Origin of the sequence: Alkalimarinus alittae, from assembly GCF_026016465.1 — a bacterium.
Classification (GTDB): domain Bacteria; phylum Pseudomonadota; class Gammaproteobacteria; order Pseudomonadales; family Oleiphilaceae; genus Alkalimarinus; species Alkalimarinus alittae.
The window spans coordinates 972,513-990,485 of sequence record NZ_CP100390.1 but is presented as its reverse complement, the minus strand read 5'-3'; the positions used below and the strand labels follow the sequence as shown (position 1 = coordinate 990,485).

Genomic DNA, 17,973 nt, shown 5'->3' with positions numbered 1-17,973 from the left:
TGCAGACATTGCTCTATTATAACGTGGTCGCGGCCTCGAGCCGCTTTTAAACGCGCGCAACCTAGCTTAAATGCCGTTATAAAAACGTCAGCCTAGCACAGCTCTGATCATACCTTACCAATCAACTTCATTAGGCTTAACCTCTTTAACATCATCAAACCAGCTACCCCCTTCTAGCTTTTGGGTGCTTTCTTTACTGCTAGTCCCCGCGTCTCTAACGCCAGCATTTCGAGCAAATTCATCTTCTGCTTTTCTATTTAACACAATAATAGCAATTCGACGATTAACAGCTGCATACGAGTCATTGGGATCAAATAAAACTGAAGATGCCAACCCCACCACGCGTGATATTTGCTCTTCGTCAACACCACCTGCAACAACAGCACGCCGAGCAGCGTTGGCTCTATCTGCCGACAGCTCCCAATTAGAGTACCCTTCACGCCCCGAAAATGGCAGGGCATCAGTATGCCCTGTGAGGCTAATTTTATTCGGTACCTGTGATATCGTTTTGCCTAGCTCAATCAGCAGATCTTCAGAATAAAATTTAAGTTCTGATTTACCACTATCAAACATCGGTCTTTTGGACTGATCAACTATTTGGATTCGTAACCCTTCGGGCGTGATATCCAGTAAAAGTTGGTCTTTAAACTCTCTAAGCGTTTTGTTTTGATCAATTTTATCTTGCAGCGTCATCATAAGAGTTTGCAGGCGTTCTTCTTCAATCGTATCTGCTAGTTGCGTAATCTCTTCATCTTCAAACTGAATATCAGCATCCTGCTGATCTGCAGAAGACGAACGAACCACCGATGCACTGCCGTCTAAATCAATAGGATTGGGACTGCCACCTTCAACAAACCCTATTGGGTCTTTAAAATAGCCCTCTATCGCTTCTTTCTGTTCAGGGCTAGTCGTCGCAGTCAGCCACAGCACCAAAAAAAACGCCATCATAGCCGTTGCAAAATCAGCAAATGCAACTTTCCAGGCACCACCATGATGCCCGCTTTTTTTAACAATCTTTCTAACAATTATAGGAGGACGATCTTCCACTCTTACACCCTAATTTGTTGCATGAGGTTTATGTCGCCCCTAATTAACGAGACTTTACGTGATCATTAAGCTCTTGAAACTTAGGCCTAACATCAAAAAACAGCACCTTTCGGCCAAACTCAACAGCCATCTGAGGCGCCATTCCACCCATCGTAGCCAGAATACTCACCTTAATGCACTCAAGCGCCTTTACCTCGGCATGAACCATATGCTCCATCAAAGAAGACATAGGGCCTACAAAACCATAAGCCAATAAAATCCCGAGAAACGTACCGACCAGTGCTGCCGCTACGTGAGTACCAATCATTTCTGGAGGACCACCAAGAGACCCCATAGTAATAACAATACCCAACACCGCCGCCACAATACCAAACCCTGGAAGCGCATCTGCGACCTTTTGCAGTGCGTGAGCCGGTTCTTCAAGTTCTGTCTGGCGCGTCTCTATTTCAAGATCCATTAGACCTTCGAGCTCATGAGAGGCCATATTACCGGTACTAATAATTCTCAAATAGTCAGTAATATATTCAATGACCGCAGGCATTTTTAGAATAGCGGGGTAACGGGTAAATATTTCACTTCCATGAGGATCATCTACATCAGCCTCAATCGACATTACGCCTTGTTTACGGGATTTATCAAATATGTCGTAGAGTAGGCTTAGCAAATCAATATACATTGCTTTATTAAATTTTGACCCCGTCACTAAAGACGGTAATGAGGCAAACACAGCTTTAATCGTATGCACAGAGTTTGATACCACGAATGCACCAAAGGCAGCACCACCAATAATCAATATCTCAAAGGGCTGCCAAAGTGCCGCGATCTCCCCATGTGACAACACATAGCCACCCAATACGCTAGCCAGTACGATGATAAAACCAATAATTAACGCCATAAATATAAACCAAAAAAATGAACAATAAATACAGTATGTTATTCCAATAACGTTAAATAGCCATTTAAAAACAGTAGTCTTTTTGTACACCAGCAGAATATTTCAATCTACCACTACTAATTTGTACCGTTTTGGCTATTTCATACTATAGTTAGTTAAGATCATTTTTAATCATTTAACAAATACTTATGAATAAATCAGACACATTTTCCGGCGCCAAAGAGTGGTCAGAATTTCTTTCGGTGCAAGTACTGCCGATTGGCCCTATTGTTGGAAAACAAATATTACAAACATTATCGACACACGAACTCCCCTATAAAAAATTAGCGGAACTGGCGAATAATGATCCGGTTTTCTGTTACCACATTATCAGCAAAGCCAACCAAAATAAGGAAGAGAAAGCCCCATATAGCAAGAACCTAGAGCACGCTATCAGCATGATAGGCACTGAGCAACTGAAACAAATAACGTTATCACTGCCTACCCAAGGACCAAAACCAAGCAACACTCAGCAGCTATATTACGCTCGAGCCATAAACGCGAGCCTTCTTGCTTCGTATTTGGCGTACCATTTCTCCACTATTAAACAACCAAGCCAAGCCAAAGACAGCTATTGGGGAGCTCTTTTATGCGGAGTACCCATGTGGTACTTATGGGAGTTTGCAAGTACAAAAATGAAGCAAGTGCGTAAAGCGATGCATGTTGACTTTAAACCCTCAAAAGAAGCGGAAATAGATATTTTTGGGTGTACACTTCCAGCGATAGCAGAAGCGTTAGTCGAACACCTTAACCTGCCTCCCCTAACAAAAGCATGTTATATGGCAGAGAACCAATTAACGCCCAAGCAGTGGATTAAGGTAAGCCAACATGTTGACCAAAACGGGCGCCCGCGAAAGGTAGATGACAAAGACATTAAGCTCATTACCTCCCACCCATCATTTTCTATTACACTTGCAAACCTTTTAGCCTATTATGCTTCGCAAGACTGGTATTCAAAATCAACACTCAGGGTTCAAAAAGCCATTGCTGTATACTTGGGGGTGTCGTTACATCAAGTGGTTTCACTCACCCACCAATGTGCAATAGACATGTCGAGGGAACACCCTATGCCGGGCATTATGCTGCCCGCCGCAAAGCTGCTACTGCCACCAAGAGAGAAACAGAAAAAACAGCGACCAAGTCCGCAACAAAACACACCACCACACACTGATACACCTATATCTGTAGCACCTATACCAGAAGCACATTTAACCGTGGACAACACTGCACCCGCGCCCATCAATCCAGTTGAGCCAACAATCCAAACAAAATCAGAATCAAGTCACGTCGCTAAACAAGCGCCCAAAAAACAACCACGAATAAAATCCGAAAAAGAACTCATGCAAGAGGGAATGATGGAAGACAGCCAAATCGAACAAGCTCCACGCGGCGACAAAGCAGTATTCAATGAATTCACCAATATAATGCTTAAAAACCCAGACAATTTTGTTGATCTTCATGAACTCATGAACGCAGCAACACAATGCCTTTCTTACGGGCTAGGGCTAGAAAAGGCTATTGTTGCACTCATTAGCACCAATGAAACCCGCTTAAAAGCTTATTACAGCGTAGGAACGCGAGATTACCCAGAACTGAGCAGCTACCAAGAGTCTCTAACAAAGCCTAGCCTGTTTTCTAGGCTAATTGAAAAACCATCAAGCGTTTGGGTTAAACCAGACAGCAGTAAAAGCATTTGGGCGATGATTCCACCAGAGTTTAAGGTAGCGAGTGGCGCTAGAGAGTTCTTCCTAATGTCGATATTCATCAACAAAAAACCTGTCGCTATATTTTATGCCGATTCAGGGCATGAGAAGCGACTGCTAACAGATGAAGACTACAAACAGTTTAAATATATGTGCGGAGCGGCGACCCACTGCCTCCAATACTTAGCAGAAAAGCGAACAAAAAAAACGTAATTTACCACTAGAATCAGCCTTACAGGTGCAAGGTAAGCAGTAAAATCTGATAATATGACTCAACAGCAGTACTCATTAACCGTTTAAATTGATAGTTTCGCCTAGCAAGAGCTTTAAAGAATGGAAAATACCTCGCAGAACATCCCCTTATTACTTGAACCCGAACAACTTCAAGAAATGATCGGTGAGCCATCATTGCTCATTATCGATATTTGTAGCCCAACTCGCTATCAAGAAGGCCATATTGAAGGGGCTATCCATGTGTCTCCAGGGGAAACTCAGCTTGGCACCCCCCCCGCCCCTGGAAAGATGCCCACAGAAGAATCACTAGATCAACTGTTTAAACGGATAGGCCTAACCTCAGACAAGCATGTCATTGTTTATGACGACGAAGGGGGTGGCTGGGCAGGCCGATTTATCTGGCTACTCGATAGCATCGGACACACTCAATACTCTTACTTAAATGGCGGATACCTTGCTTGGAAAGATGAAGGAAGACCGTTAACACAAGTAGTCCACCCCACTCGACTCTCTAACTATACCGTTCGCCTTAACTATAACCATACAGCCTCACTAGAAGAGGTACTTGCTGCCATCACTGAAACATCGACAGTCATTTGGGATGCACGATCACCACAAGAATATCGTGGAGAAAAAGTACTCGCCGCTAAAAAAGGGCATATCCCAGGCGCAGCCAATCTTGAATGGACCGAAGCAATGGACCCTAAGCGGGCTCTGCGACTAAAAAATCAACAACAACTGCTAGAAACACTCACATTGCTCGGTATTACGACAGACAAAAAAGTGATCACCCATTGCCAAACACACCACCGCTCAGGGTTTACTTACTTGGTGGCAAAAATATTAGGATTCAGCGAAGTCAAAGCCTATGACGGCTCATGGTCTGAGTGGGGAAACCGACCCGAAACCCCTGTTGAACTATAGTGATGGACAAGTGCGATCAGTTCAAACTTGAGTTCTAGAGGTAAAGCAGTAGAATTGCACATTAATAACCTCTTTTTACTAACCCATTTTATTAACCCGATCTTACTCACTACAGGCAAACACGATTAATGCTCGATAACTTATTTGTTCTCAGTCAGTACCTAACCCCTCAGCATACGCTTTCTAGAACCGTAGGCATGCTAGCTGATTGCAAGCAACCGCAGATAAAAGATGCATTTATAAAGTGGTTTATTAATAGGTATCAAGTCAACATGGCTGAAGCCGCTAAAGAGAATCCTAGCGACTACCCTTGCTTTAACGACTTTTTTACTCGAGAGCTCAAACCAGGTCTACGCCCTCTTGCAGATGACAGTACACAAATATCTTGCCCTGTAGACGGAGCGATCAGCCAATTAGGTGATATCAACCACGGAAAAATATTCCAAGCAAAAGGTCAAGATTACAGTTTAATAGACCTTTTAGGAGGCGACGTTGCTCGTGCCAAACCCTTCATGGGCGGCAAGTTTGCAACAATTTATCTTGCACCTAAAGATTACCATCGTATCCACATGCCACTCGCCGGCACCCTGAGGGAAATGATTTACGTACCAGGAAAGTTATTTTCAGTAAACCCATTAACCGCAGAAAAAGTACCCGGCCTATTTGCGCGAAACGAGCGCTTAGTGGCTATTTTTGATACCGAACACGGGCCTATGGCTATGGTTTTAGTTGGCGCAATGATTGTTGCAGCCATTGAAACGGTTTGGTCTGGTCAAGTAGCGCCACCCGTAAGGCAGCTAAAAGTAACCGAGTATCCTGCAGAACCCACAAACCCCATCACACTTAATAAAGGGGATGAAATGGGTCGCTTTAAGCTCGGCTCAACGGTTGTGTTAGCGTTTCCTGAGAATATGGTCGAGTTTAAAGAAGAGCTAATGGCAGGGTCGGTCGTTAGAATGGGACAAGCATTCGGCAAACTACCAAACGCCTAATTACGCCCGCCCTACCGGAAATGCGATAACGTCATCAATTGATGACGTTTTTTGTATTACCATCTGCAAGCGATCCATGCCTAAAGCAACACCCGAGCATTTAATCAGTCCAGACTTTAGTGCCTCTATGAGGTGATGATCAATCGGTATTTCAGGTAACCCGTCTAACTTTCTAGCCTTATTATCAGCCTTAAAGCGGTGTAACTGCTCATCCGCATCAATTAACTCATCATATCCATTGGCCAGCTCTAAACCATTGGCATATAACTCAAATCTCTGCGCAAGCTTGATGCCATCAATCTCTTTAATGTTGGCTAAAGACGCCTGACTCGCGGGGTATTCAATCATAAAGACAGGCTTTTCACACCCCAACTTTGATTCAATACAATGAGTTAGCAATAAATCGAGACAGTCATCTCGCGAAAGGCCATCGCCTGAGATCCCTGTCTTTTGTTTTGCTAGTTGGAAGAGCGTTTGCTCATCAGCTCTGTGTGGGTCAATATTGAGATACTGTAGAAAGGCCTGCTGATAGGTGATGACATCAGGTTTATCTAACTTAGCAACAACAGAAAGGTAATCTGCCACCTCCGACATCAATTCCGATAAGCTAAAGCCGGGTCGGTACCACTCCAACATGGTAAATTCAGGATTGTGACGTATTCCTGACTCTCCATTTCTAAAAGACTTGGTGGTTTGGTAAATAGCACCCGAACCCGCCGCTAATAGACGCTTCATTGCAAACTCAGGAGATGTTTGCAGGAACATTTGTTTCGAACCTTGCTGATGGGGTAAATCAACTTGCGCCGAAACACTCGCTAAATGAAGATCTGTTGCCGTGGAATAAGATAAAAGGGGTGTCTCAACTTCTAGCACCGACCTTTCAGCAAAAAAACATCGGGTTGCAGCCAGTATGTCAGCTCGCAACCTTAACGCAGCAAGCTGACAACTAGGACGCCAACTCACTGAACTATCAACCAATTAACCCTTCGCTCTACTAACATATTCGCCAGTACGCGTGTCTAACTTCAGCACTTCGCCAATATTGACAAATAACGGTACGTTTACAACTGCCCCCGTCGAAAGAGTCGCCGGCTTAGTGCCGCCTTGAGCCGTATCACCTTTTAGCCCAGGGTCTGTCTCAACCACTTCAAGATCAACAAAGTTCGGAGGAGTAACCGAAAGCGGAGCACCATTATAAAGTGTCACTGCATACACTACTTGCTCTTTAAGCCATAGTTTACAATCACCCACCGCTGTTTCGTCTGCGCCATACTGCTCAAATGAGCCGTCTGTCAGCATGAAATGCCAGAACTCGCCATCAGAGTACAAATACTCCATATCAAGTTCAATAACGTCAGCACCTTCAAGTGATTCACCCGACTTAAATGTACGCTCCCAAACGCGCCCTGTTCTAAGGTTTCTCAACTTTACTCGGCTAAAGGCCTGCCCTTTACCAGGCTTTACGAACTCAACCTCAAGCATGGCGCACGGGTCGCCTTCAAGCATTACTTTAACACCTGATTTGAATTCATTGGTAGAATAGTTGGCCATTGTTCCTCACCGGTCTGTAATATTAACGATAAAATTTATGCGCACTATTTTTCTGTATTCAGATAACGCTCATAAACGTTGCTTATAAATGTTGTTATGGAAACTAGCTAATGATACCGCGAACCCTTGATGCTGTCGAAGTTCCTAGCTGGAAAGAAATACTTTCTAATGCAATTTCTTCGCCTAAACAGCTCTCAGATCACTTAAACATCCCAATTTCGAGCATTTCGAGTAATGCCAACAATGATTTTAAGCTATTTGTACCCGAGCCTTACTTGCAGAGAATAGAAAAAGGTAACATCGATGACCCACTGTTAAAACAAGTTTTACCCGACCATCAGGAGGCTATATCACCGCCAGATTATTCAAAAGACCCGCTATCTGAAGATACGTATAATGCCATACCAGGGCTCATACACAAATATAAGAGCCGAGTACTATTGGTTTCAGGCGCCTCCTGCGCTATCAATTGTCGATATTGCTTTCGAAGGCATTTTCCTTACGCAGATAACAGGCTTTCAAAAGAACAATGGTCAAGCGCTATCGACTATATCCATCAGCACTCTGAATTAAATGAAGTCATCTTAAGTGGCGGAGATCCGCTGGTCAGCAATGATAAACAACTGCACTGGTTAACGACACAAATCAGCCAAATCCCCCATATAAAAAGGCTCAGAATTCACACCCGCTTACCCGTTGTTATACCGCAACGAGTTGATGAATCTTTTATTCGCTGGCTTTCAAGTATTCAGTTACAAAAAATCATGGTCCTTCACATCAATCATCCCAACGAAATAGATCAATATGTGAAGCAGGCCATTAAGAAAATCAAAGAAACCGGGACTCTGGTTCTCAATCAATCGGTGTTATTAGCAGGCGTTAATGATAACGCTGAGGTATTAACGAGTCTCAGTGAAGATTTATTTGATGCAGGGGTTCTTCCGTACTACCTTCACCGGTTGGACAAAATCAAAGGCGCCGCTCATTTCGACCTCTCTCAAACAAAAATAAATGAAATATACACAGACCTACTGGCCTCACTACCTGGTTACTTAGTACCGAAACTAGTTGCTGAAATACCCCATAAAGCCTCAAAAACGCCCTTGGACTTATATTTGGAGTAGATTACTCAAACAAATGAATGAAATTAACTAAAGATTTGCGCATTTAACATCAACTCAGGCATGAATTTCTGGTAAAAATGCAATACTATTAGTTGTTCAAAAAGTAAAAGAATGAAAAATATAATCTATTTGAGATTAATATCAGAGCATCAACTAGTTTTTGCTGACACTTTGCAAATCTCTGCTATTCTTTTCGATAGGTGCTTGTATTCTATAGATAGTTGCGTAGCAACTTTACTGATGCATCAACAAATTTCTGCCATTGCCGAGATTCTTTTTACTCTCCAAAGGTGGTGCTGTGTATTTTGTATGATAAATATGGTGTTCTTTGATGACTAGCCAGGTAAATAAACTCAATCTAAATATCCCAGAACAGAGCCTGGCCTCCCTTTCTTTTTGCGATGCAACACCGAATCACATAGAAGAGTGGGTTAGCTCACTCCCAATGGCGAACATTGGTGAGACTGCACGCCAGCTATATCATGCCATCATTGAGCTAAACCAGCTTATCATCAACTCGCAAACACGCAGTCAATTATTGGAGCTTGTACGCCCAGCTATTCAATATGTCTGTAATGAACTGTCTAAGCACTACCTTAATCAGCCTATTATTTTGCCTGAGAAGCAGCGCAAGATAGCTAACTTGTCACAAGCACTGCAAATACACTTAGCAACCGGCTACAAAATAGTCATTGTTGAAAATTCAGAGCAACCTAAAAACGAAAAAGCCAAGAAAAATCTCGCGATTGCATGTCATAGGGTCATCAGTATATATAGCCGTACAGTATTACGATCATCTCAGCTGTATTGCCCCAGCCCAAAAGGCGTTTGGCTTGAAGCTCATTCTATTTTTAAGTTTTCTGAATCATCCGATTTACTGAAGTACGCGATAAAAGACGAGCAAAACACCAGTAAAATTGAAACAAGCATTGAAGACGCATACAAAAGACTATTACTTGTTGGCTGCTGTAAAACTAATCAATTACGACAGAGTGACTTGGCTCAAATATATGATGCATTTGAAGTTTGGGCGTCTTACACTGACATCGGCCAATACTACTCATCAAATTCAACATTTGTTCTAAATATGGAAAATGATGCGCCACCGATCTATCGGAGCCTTCTTCATGATTCATTAACAGATCATTTTTACGGATTCGATACTTCAACATTAGTGCAGTATTTAGCAGATTACCTCTCGACTAAAGGTCGCAAGGATCAGGATGAATCTCCTATTGAAGTGCCAAAAAACATCCAAGATCAATTAGTCGCTCACCTTGCACAAGCACTCGGCATTTTAACCAAACGTAATTTCAAACGTATGTCTAGCAAGGGCCACTTGCAGCTGTGTGCAGGCTTAAGTGCAGCTCATTACTTTTGTTCAGGAGAGGTCGACTTTAATACTCAGCTATTACAGAACCTGATCAAACAAAATATTGAGCAAGATAGCGACAATATCTTTCTGCATCGTAGCAAAAAACAAAATGACGCTTGGTCGGGTGCTTTTGATGCCGGTGGTTCAGATACTGAAGAGCATGCTAGCATTCCAGTTAACTTCACTCGCTCTATTTACGATGAAGAAAAAACGAAAAAGCCCAACTTCAAGCATTATGACACACCACTCATTAATACCAGCCCTGGTGGTTACTGCTTGCAGTGGCTAGGCGAAATCCCTGGAAATATTCAAGCGGGTGAAATCCTAGGCATTCGAGAAAATGAGTCACACCCTTGGAGTGTCGCCGTTATACGCTGGATTCGACAGGTTAAACAGCACGGTACTCAAATTGGTATTGAGTTATTAGCACCCTCAGCACAACCCTGCGGCGTGCAACTCATTCAAAAAACAGGTGACAATAGCGAATACCTACGAGGGTTGCTGTTACCAGAGCTTTCAGCCATCAGTCAAGCGGCAACACTTATTACACCCAGGTTGCCTTTTCAGACTGGTCAAAGGATACTACTCAACCAACAGGGTGAAGAAACCAAGTGCCAACTTAACAGGCGCGTTGCTGCCACAGGTAGCTTTAGTCAGTTCGAATTAAAGATATTTTCAGGCACAGCCATTACCGAACTACCCAAAGCGACCAAAACCGGTGGGGAGGATGATTTTGATTCCTTATGGCCATCGCTATAACCTCAATAAAGCAGAAATATAAAACCGAGGGGTCGCGCCCCTCTTTCAAGTTCACGAATCATATTTCTAATAAATAACACCCTATAATCTTATAGAAGTAGAGTTGATGCGAAAGAAAAACGAAACAGTCCACCTTCTAATCTTAGATCAATCACAAAATGATGCGGAAGAGATGGTCAGCCTACTAAGAAACTCAGGACGAGCAACCCGAGCACACCGTATTACCTCAGAAGAAGACCTATTAGAGTCACTCAAAGAACACTCATGGGACCTTTTCCTCGCTCGAGAAGAAGAAACGGAATTTACGGCTTTAGCTTCGCTTTCCCACATTAAACGCCTCGATAAAGATATTCCATTTATTGTATTAAACAAGCAATTAGACGACGATCAAATTGTCAACTACATGAAAGCCGGCGCTCAAGACGTTATCCCCTTCGAAGACCGTAAGCACCTGGTACTGGCAATCAATAGAGAGCTCAACAACCTCTATGAGCGTAGAAACCGCCGCTCCATTGAAGTACATCTTAGAGAAGCTGAAAAACGTTGCCAGTTACTACTAGACAGTTCAAAAGACGCCATAGCCTATATTAATGATGGCATGCACATATATGCCAACAGCTCATATATGGACTTCCTTGGGTACGACGATATAGACGAGCTCATCTGTATTCCCGTGTTAGATACCTTAACGCAAGAAAGCCAAGATGAATTTAAAGAAATAACCAAACTATATAACGAAGGCGAAGAAGAGCAAAAACAAATCACTTGCGTCTCGCGACGAAGCGATGACTCAGAAGTTAAAGTCAACATGTCTTTCTCGGTAGCCACCTATGACAGCGAGCCCTGTACACAAATTGTTGTTAGACCCGAACAAGATAGCGCTGAACTAGAAGAAAGATTAAAAGAGATTAGCAGCCAAGACCTGTTAACGGGCCTTTATAACCGTCAATACCTGATGGACAAGATTAATGACGCAATAGAGTTGGCCGTTGATAAAGAGCAAACAGGCGCCCTTTACTATATCGCACTCGACAGTTTTATTCAGATCAAGTCAAACGTCGGTATTGCTGGCGCAGACTTAGTACTCAGCGATATTGCCAATGTGCTACGTGAGCAGACTGAAGAAGGCTGGACATTAGCACGTATCAGCGATGACGCTTACGGTCTACTGGCTATGAATCAGGATGACCAAGAAGCTCAAGCAACAGCCGAAAAAGTGCGTGCTGCAGTAGAGAACCACATGTCCGACGTATCTGGGCGCACGATTCAGGTTACCACTAGCATCGGCGTAGCGTTAATCAATGACGCATCACCTAAAGCACAAGATCTACTCGGGCGTTCTCACAGCGCCTCCGATAGCGTAAGAGACGTAGAAGGGCACGAAAGTGGTAATGGCGTTGTTATTTTCACCCAAAAGATCATCGCCGGAGATGAAAATGAAACAACGGTTTCGAGCCTGCAAAAAGCACTAGACGACAACCGCTTCAAGCTATTATTTCAGCCAATTATCAGCTTAAGAGGTGAAAGTGATGAGCACTACGAAGCATACCTAAGAATGTACGATAACGGTGGCAACGAAGTATCGCCTTATGACTTTTTACCCCCCTCTGGTCCTTCAGAAATGGCCAACAAAATTGACCGTTGGGTTATCTTGCAGACGATCAAACACCTCAGCAGCCACCGTTCTAAAGGCCACCAAACAAAGTTGGTTCTGAATTTAACCGCAGAAACAATCCAAGATCAGACCTTTATGCCTTGGTTAAGTGTCGCACTCAAAGCCGCAAGGCTACCCGGTGATTCATTAATATTCCAAATCAGCGAATCTGATGCGGTTACCTATATGAAGCAAGCAAAAGATTTTTCAAAAGGGCTAAAAGAGCTGCATTGTAAGATGTCGATTAGTCGTTTTGGTTGCGCATTAAACCCGTTCAATACGCTAAAGCACGTCGACACTGACTACGTTAAACTTGATGGATCATTTACCGATGAAATTCAAAAAGATGAAGAAACCCGCGAGCAAATAAAAGAGATGATTAAGTCTCTGCAAGCTCAGGGCAAACTCACTATCGTACCGTTAGTAGAAAATGCATCTATTCTTTCTACCTTATGGCAAGCAGGTGTTAACTATATTCAAGGTTACTATCTGCAAGCCCCTACTACTGAAATGAACTATGACTTTAGTGAAGAGTAAATAACGAGTTAAAAAAATCGCGCCAACGTGGCGCGATTGTGTTTATAGTCTTATGCAACCTGAATGCTTTTCAATAACGTTATTCAGTCTCACTATCTCTGAAGCCAATCAAGTAAAGAATCCCATCCAACCCCAAGGTTGAAATTGAATGCTTTGCACTCTCTTTGACTAATGGCTTCGCTCTAAACGCAACCCCAAGACCGGCCTGACTCAGCATAGGTAAATCATTCGCGCCATCGCCAACGGCAATCACCTGCTGCTGCTGAATATTTTCTTTCTCCGCTATTTTTAACAACAACTCAGCCTTGCGTGCACCATCAACAACCTGCCCTGTCACCCTGCCTGTTACTTTGCCGTTTTCTATTTCAAGCTCATTAGCATAAACATAATCTATACCCAGTTTCTGCTTGAGATTGTTAGCAAAATAAGTAAATCCGCCTGATAGTATTGCAGTCTTATACCCCAAGCCCTTGAGCGTCCCAATAAGTCGTTCCGCGCCCTCTGTTAGCTTTAAGCGGGCAGCGACTTTAGCCAGTACCGTTTCATCTAGCCCTTTTAATAACGCCACTCTGCGTGCAAAACTCTCAGTAAACTCAATTTCACCTCGCATTGCCTGCTCAGTGATTTCAATAACCTGATCACCAACACCGGCCTCTTTTGCCAGCTCATCAATAACTTCAGCATCAATAAGGGTTGAGTCCATATCAAACACGACTAATCGACGATTACGACGAAAAACCGAGTCTTCTTGAAAGGCAATATCAACATTCATTTTGCTGGCAATTTGAAGGAACTCGGCACGGAGTCGATCAAGGTCTGGGGGCGTGCCCCGCACTGAAAACTCAATACATGCCTGGCTCTGGTTCTCATCTATCTCAACCGGCGGACGGCTAGATAAACGAGTAATATTATCAATATTCAAACCGTTATTAGCCGTGACTTTTGAAACCTGAGCAATCTGATCAGCAGTAATAGAGCGAGCAAGCAACGTCACAATATATCGCGCCTTACCTTTACCCTTTACCCAGTTTTCATATTCTTCTTTAGATACCGGTTCAAAACGAACAGGCAGTCCTAATTCATGCATTTTAAATAAAAGATCTTTAAGCAGCGGGGATGAAGACTGTTCTTTTGGCAGCTCAATCAAAATCCCCCACGTTAAGTGGTCATGTATGACCGCTTGCCCGATATCCAGGATTCTGATCTGATACTGAGCCATTATTTCAGTAATTTCAGAGGTCAGCCCTGGCTTATCTTGGCCCGATACATTAATTAATACTATTTCGTTCACACGTTGACCCTTATCAGTTAGTGCTTAGCTAAATACGGTTATTCAGCTCAGTCCGCATCATTTTCGTCTTCAGCATCGTCTGGTCGATTTGAAATCACTTCAATTCGATCAACTTTTTGCAAGCCTCTTGGCAGCTTATGACCTCGCCGTCCTCGCTCACCAAGGTAGTGCTCTAAATCACTAAAACGTAATTTTAAGTGGCGTTTGCCTGAGTGAATAACCAAGCGATCTTCCTCGCGGAAAACCGTCACTAATGTCATTAACTCCTCACGACTTTGTACTCGCGCAGAAGGGATGCTAATGATTTTATTACCTTTACCTTTTGACAGCTCTGGTAGATCTCGAACAGGAAATACCAACATCCGCCCTTCATTACTCACAGCAACCAAATATTGGCTGGCAGCATCGTCAATCGGTACCGGCATCATCACTTCTGCACCTTTAGGTAAGCTTATAGCGGCTTTACCGGCTTTGTTTTTGCTCTGAAGGTCTGCCACGCTGGTTACAAAACCGTAGCCACCATCACTCATCATCAACAGCTTACTATCTTGATTGCCCATCACAACCCCTTTAAAGGTTGCACCTGACGGGGGATTAATTCGCCCCGTCAGCGGCTCACCCTGACCTCTCGCTGACGGCAGGCTATGGGCAGGCAGTGTATAAGCTCGACCAGTAGAGTCAAGAAACACGACCCCTTCATTACTTCGCCCTTTAGCCGATAGCGCATAGCTGTCGCCCGCCTTGTAGCTTAAACCTGTAGGGTCTATATCGTGCCCTTTTGCTGATCGCACCCACCCTTTATCGGATAAAACAACCGTTACAGGTTCAGATGAAACTAAATCTGCCTCTGAAAATGCTTTTGCTTCAGCTCTTTCAACAATGGGTGAACGACGATCGTCACCAAACGTTTCAGCATCAGCAATCAATTCTTTTTTGACCAATGTTTTTAAGCGTTGCGCTGAGCCCAGTATCTTCTCTAGGTAAATTCTTTCTTTTTCGAGTTCGTCTTGCTCGCCTCTAATCTTCATCTCTTCCAAACGCGCTAACTGGCGCAATTTGGTATCAAGAATATAATCCGCCTGAACATCCGTAAGATCAAAATGCTGCATCAGCACAGATTTAGGTTCATCTTCGGTACGAATAATATGAATAACTTCATCAATATTAAGAAAGGCTGTCAACAAACCTTCTAATAAGTGCAACCGCTTAAGAACTTTATCAAGTCGATACTGTAGTCGCCTTCTGACAGTGTCAGTTCGATAGCGAAGCCATTCTGTTAAGAGGGTCAACAACCCTTTAACGGCTGGCCGACCATCAATACCAATAACGTTCATGTTCACACGGTAGGTTCTTTCAAGATCGGTGCTTGAGAATAAGTGCGCCATGAGTGCATCAATATCAATGCGGTTCGACTTGGGAACAATCACTAAGCGTGTAGGGTTCTCATGGTCAGATTCATCTCGTAAATCTGCCACCACTGGTAACTTTTTAGCCTGCATTTGTGCGGCTATTTGCTCAAGTACTTTGGCTCCCGACACCTGATGCGGAAGCTCTGTGACGACAACATCACCACTTTCTTGATTAAATACCGCCCGCATGCGTAATGAACCACGACCGGTTTCATATATCTTTTGCAGCTCTGCTTGAGGTGTAATAAGCTCTGCGCCCGTTGGAAAATCGGGGCCTTTTACGTGCTCTAATAGTTGCTCCGTAGTTGCAGAAGGCTCATCAAGTAGACGCACACAAGCAGATGCCATCTCTCTCAGGTTATGAGGTGGGATGTCAGTCGCCATCCCGACAGCAATACCTGTAGTACCATTTAATAACAAGTTGGGGAGTCGTGCAGGTAATGTTAACGGCTCTTCCATTGTGCCATCAAAGTTAGGCCCCCATTCAACAGTCCCCTGGCCTAATTCACTTAGCAAGGTATCGGCATAATGCGCCAATCTAGATTCGGTATAACGCATGGCAGCAAATGATTTCGGGTCATCTGGTGCGCCCCAGTTACCTTGACCGTCAACTAATGGATAACGATATGAAAACGGCTGCGCCATTAAAACCATGGCTTCATAGCAGGCACTATCACCATGAGGGTGAAACTTACCCAATACATCACCGACCGTTCTTGCTGATTTTTTATACTTAGCGGTTGATTTTAACCCGAGTTCTGACATCGCATACACAATACGACGCTGAACCGGTTTTAGCCCATCACCAATATGAGGCAAGGCACGATCGAGAATGACATACATCGAATAATCGAGATACGCTTTCTCGGTATATTCTTTAAGCGATACCCGCTCAACACCTTCATCCAGTTGATCAATAATCGTTGTCATGAATTACCCTTAGAAACCTGCTTTCATTATTATGGTTGGTCACTACTCTTATATATGGAAGATCAAAACATTACCGAGCGACATCAAAATGCCGTGAACTGCACTCATTATAGGCATCAGAACACATCAATAAAACAGCAACCAAAAGAATTTTATAATTATCGATATTCTTTACAGTAAAGATAGCTGCCGACCCGCCACATTTTCTCTAACACTCAACCTAACCCCCACACCTAAAAGCCTGACGGGCTTACCTTCCCTCGCCCAAGCGGCTTCTAACAGTGTGCGATAGATATCATTAGAGTCCCACTCTTCATGAGCGGTTTCTATTTTGTGTTCGAGTGTTGTTTGTGTGAAATCAAAAAATTTTACTTTCACAAACCGCTTTGCGATGACGCGATCTTGTCCTAGCTTACGCTCACACCTAGCCCTTAGCTCATCTATTAATACTGGCAACCGATCAATAATTGACACAATATCTTTCAAGTCTTCTGAGAAAGTATGCTCTACAGATATCGATTTTCTCACTCGAGACGTTTGTACCGGCCGATCATCTTTTCCTTGAGCAACAGAAAATAGGCGAGTTCCATACTGCCCAAACGACTGTATTAACTCCGCCTCACCTACGTTTTGCAAGTCGCCACACGTCTCTATTCCCATTTGGTTAAGCTTTGCTTTAGTCACTTTGCCAACACCATTAATTTTTGAAACATCTAACGCAACAACAAATGAAGCGACATCTTCAGGGCGAATCACGAAAAGACCGTCGGGTTTATTCCAGTCACTGGCAACCTTGGCGAGAAATTTATTGGGGGCCACACCAGCAGAAATAGTAATGCCTAATTGCTGACTCACTTTTGCACGTATGTCTTCAGCGATGAGTGTTGCACTGCCAGCGAAAAATGGAGAATCAGTTACATCAAGGTACGCTTCATCAAGGGACAACGGCTCGATAAGATCGGTATATTGTTTGAATACCTCATGAATACCTTTAGAGACCACCTGATATTTTGCAATATCAGGTTTTATAAATACTAAATCTGGGCATAGCTGGGCTGCCCTTGCAGACGACATTGCTGAATGAATACCAAACGCTCTTGCCTCATAACTGCACGTTGCGATAACCCCCCTAGAATTGGGAGAACCACCTACTGCTAATGGCCGACCACGCAACAAGGGATTGTCTCTGACCTCAACAGCGGCATAAAAACAGTCACAGTCGCAGTGAATTATCTTTCGTTTACCCATTAATCACGATCTCTAAGGTAATACTACATTAACCCACAATATATACTGTTTTTTTATACAGTCAACTAGGCCACTTTTAAGCATTAAGTGCCCCATCAATAAGCTTACAATCACAGCCAGAAGAAAAAATCATTGCCGTTAAAAGAAGCCTCATATTTTTTTATGTTCGTGTTAACATAAGCGTCATATTACACATAATAACGTTCAGCCAAACACTCTCGGAAATATCCGTTAAGGTATTGGCGTATCAGGGACGAATGC

At 43.4% G+C, this 17,973-nt stretch carries 13 protein-coding genes; 6 read left to right on the top strand and 7 right to left on the bottom strand.

Features of this window, described 5'->3' with window-relative positions; translation table 11 throughout:
* Positions 1 to 114: 114 nt before the first annotated feature.
* Both motB and motA read right to left on the bottom strand, forming a co-directional pair.
* Positions 115 to 1,047, bottom strand: a complete 933-nt coding sequence (gene motB / locus NKI27_RS04335) for a flagellar motor protein MotB (RefSeq protein WP_265048467.1) — start codon at positions 1,045 to 1,047, stop codon at positions 115 to 117.
* A 43-nt stretch (positions 1,048 to 1,090) separates the two neighbouring features.
* Entirely contained in the window at positions 1,091 to 1,942 is an 852-nt protein-coding gene (gene motA / locus NKI27_RS04330; protein ID WP_265048466.1) for a flagellar motor stator protein MotA, read from the bottom strand.
* Positions 1,943 to 2,130: 188 nt separating this feature from the next.
* On the opposite strand from motA, the gene NKI27_RS04325 reads away from it, so the two are divergent.
* The 3 genes from NKI27_RS04325 (at position 2,131) to asd (ending at position 5,834) form a co-directional block, all read left to right on the top strand.
* Positions 2,131 to 3,897 (top strand): HDOD domain-containing protein, encoded by a 1,767-nt coding sequence (locus tag NKI27_RS04325; RefSeq protein ID WP_265048465.1) that lies wholly within the window; start codon positions 2,131 to 2,133, stop codon positions 3,895 to 3,897.
* 120 nt (positions 3,898 to 4,017) lie between these two features.
* Positions 4,018 to 4,842, top strand: coding sequence for a rhodanese-like domain-containing protein (locus NKI27_RS04320; protein WP_265048464.1), 825 nt, complete (start codon positions 4,018 to 4,020; stop codon positions 4,840 to 4,842).
* Positions 4,843 to 4,970: 128 nt separating this feature from the next.
* Entirely contained in the window at positions 4,971 to 5,834 is an 864-nt protein-coding gene (asd, locus tag NKI27_RS04315; protein ID WP_265048463.1) for an archaetidylserine decarboxylase, read from the top strand.
* On the opposite strand, the gene epmA is transcribed toward asd, so the two are convergent.
* A complete protein-coding gene (epmA, locus tag NKI27_RS04310) occupies positions 5,835 to 6,797 on the bottom strand; it encodes an EF-P lysine aminoacylase EpmA (protein ID WP_265048462.1) in 963 nt (320 codons plus the stop codon).
* A 15-nt stretch (positions 6,798 to 6,812) separates the two neighbouring features.
* Positions 6,813 to 7,385, bottom strand: coding sequence for an elongation factor P (gene efp, locus NKI27_RS04305; protein WP_265048461.1), 573 nt, complete (start codon positions 7,383 to 7,385; stop codon positions 6,813 to 6,815).
* Positions 7,386 to 7,495: 110 nt separating this feature from the next.
* Between efp and epmB the strand changes: the two genes are divergently transcribed.
* From epmB to NKI27_RS04290, 3 genes are all read left to right on the top strand, one after another.
* Positions 7,496 to 8,509 (top strand): EF-P beta-lysylation protein EpmB, encoded by a 1,014-nt coding sequence (gene epmB, locus NKI27_RS04300; RefSeq protein WP_265048460.1) that lies wholly within the window; start codon positions 7,496 to 7,498, stop codon positions 8,507 to 8,509.
* Positions 8,510 to 8,840: 331 nt separating this feature from the next.
* Positions 8,841 to 10,643 (top strand): hypothetical protein, encoded by a 1,803-nt coding sequence (locus NKI27_RS04295; RefSeq protein WP_265048459.1) that lies wholly within the window; start codon positions 8,841 to 8,843, stop codon positions 10,641 to 10,643.
* A gap of 106 nt (positions 10,644 to 10,749) precedes the next feature.
* Positions 10,750 to 12,834, top strand: a complete 2,085-nt coding sequence (locus NKI27_RS04290) for an EAL domain-containing response regulator (protein WP_265048458.1) — start codon at positions 10,750 to 10,752, stop codon at positions 12,832 to 12,834.
* A gap of 79 nt (positions 12,835 to 12,913) precedes the next feature.
* Here NKI27_RS04290 and serB read toward each other — a convergent pair whose 3' ends face one another.
* The 3 genes from serB to dinB form a co-directional block, all read right to left on the bottom strand.
* Positions 12,914 to 14,125 (bottom strand): phosphoserine phosphatase SerB, encoded by a 1,212-nt coding sequence (serB, locus tag NKI27_RS04285; RefSeq protein WP_265048457.1) that lies wholly within the window; start codon positions 14,123 to 14,125, stop codon positions 12,914 to 12,916.
* A 47-nt stretch (positions 14,126 to 14,172) separates the two neighbouring features.
* On the bottom strand, positions 14,173 to 16,464 hold the full coding sequence (parC, locus tag NKI27_RS04280; RefSeq protein ID WP_265048456.1) for a DNA topoisomerase IV subunit A: 2,292 nt from the start codon (positions 16,462 to 16,464) through the stop codon (positions 14,173 to 14,175).
* 171 nt (positions 16,465 to 16,635) lie between these two features.
* Positions 16,636 to 17,712 carry a DNA polymerase IV gene (gene dinB / locus NKI27_RS04275; protein ID WP_265048455.1) on the bottom strand — a complete coding sequence of 359 codons (1,077 nt, stop codon included), beginning with the start codon at positions 17,710 to 17,712 and terminating at the stop codon, positions 16,636 to 16,638.
* Between the last annotated feature and the right edge of the window lie 261 nt (positions 17,713 to 17,973).